This is a genomic window from Salinimicrobium maris (genome assembly GCF_049680855.1).
Taxonomy (GTDB): Bacteria; Bacteroidota; Bacteroidia; order Flavobacteriales; family Flavobacteriaceae; genus Salinimicrobium.
Map to the genome: position 1 here is coordinate 1 of NZ_JBMPGS010000013.1, position 1,418 is coordinate 1,418.

A 1,418-nucleotide genomic window follows, 5' to 3' on the forward strand; every position below is an offset into this window, starting at 1 on the left:
TAGCATCAATGAAAAAGCAGTAATCGAGTATCTTTAAAATTCACCAAAACTCTAAAGATATGGAAACCCGAGTTACTGCCTTACCAAAGCTATTCATTGGAATTGACATCCACAAGAGAAGCTGGAAAATACACTGCAACACAGATCTTTTTGCAGGTAAATCCTTCTCTATGCCTCCAGATCCTGATAAATTGCGGGAGTATGTTCAAAAACATTTTCCGGGCTACGAAGTATCTACTGCCTATGAAGCCGGCTGTTGTGGTTATTCAGCCCATCGCAGCTTCGAAAGTTTTGGCTGGAGATCCCTGGTAGTAAACCCTGCCGATATTCAACGAAAAGGAAAAGAACGATATACCAAAACCGACCGAATCGATGCTCAGCTCATTAGCCGGGAACTCAAAGACGGAAGGCTCGAAAGCATTATTGTCCCGGATATTGAACGTGAAGAACTACGAAGTCTGTTCCGTCGCCGTAATGATCTGGTGAAGGATTTGCGGCGTATCAAATCCCTTATTAAAATGCAGTTGCTCTATTATGGTGTCAAGGTTCCGCCGGAGTTTGACAATGATCACTGGAGTCACGATTTCCGTCATTGGGTGGATAGCCAGGAGTTTGTCTATGGTACTGCCAGGGAATCTTTGGCCAGTAAGATGCGTGATTTTCGTTTCACAGATAAAGAGCTTCGTGATGTTTCAAGTAAACTGAGAGCCTATTGCCGTAAACACTTCAAACAAGATTATTACCTGTTAAGAAGTATTCCCGGAATTGGAGGAATTGTAGCAGTGGGCATTATTGCTGAACTGGGTGATCTAAGGCGTTTCAGCAGCCTTAAGCATCTTGCCGGGTATGTAGGACTGGCTCCCAATATTTATCAAAGCGGGGCTAATTCAAAATCTATGGGAATGAACCCAAGGTGCCACAGGCTTATCCGCTCTTATTTTGTGGAAGCTGCCTGGCAGGCCATTAGAACTGATCCTGTGATGCAGGCTTATTACCGCCAGCACCTGGGCAAAGATGTCAAGAAAATAATAGTTAAAGTTGCTCATAAATTACTCAGCCGGACACTGGCAGTGATAAAAACAAAAATTCCTTATGAAGTTGGAGTTGTAGCTTAAATAAATACTAACTTAATGACCAAGCTCAAAATATTAAAAGCCCATACCACAAAACAACGTAGGTGGCCATTGTGGATCACATTTTTTAGCCAGTGGATGGGCTTATTTAACCAATCATAATGATGCTGGTGGCGCTCAATAGAAGTGACCACATATAGGATGCTGAGCGGGTTATTTTTTGCATTGAATTTCTACTGAAGCAGAGCTTCATCAAAAATTCAATGCTCTAAAATTTTAGCGGAATGAAGTAAAGAAAAAATAAAATATTAAATTTGAGAAAGCCGATTATTGCTTTTCATAGGA

General features: G+C 41.5%; 1 protein-coding gene. It reads left to right on the forward strand.

The genetic code is table 11. The annotated features are described in order from the left end of the window. Positions 1-59: 59 nt before the first annotated feature. Positions 60-1,115 carry an IS110 family RNA-guided transposase gene (locus tag ACOV1Q_RS15840; RefSeq protein WP_424495378.1) on the forward strand — a complete coding sequence of 352 codons (1,056 nt, stop codon included), beginning with the start codon at positions 60-62 and terminating at the stop codon, positions 1,113-1,115. Positions 1,116-1,418: the final 303 nt, after the last annotated feature.

Excerpts from the sequence above, each read along its gene's own strand:
- ACOV1Q_RS15840 (WP_424495378.1), top strand. The coding sequence starts at position 60 with ATGGAAACCCGAGTTACTGCCTTACCAAAGCTATTCATTGGAATTGAC.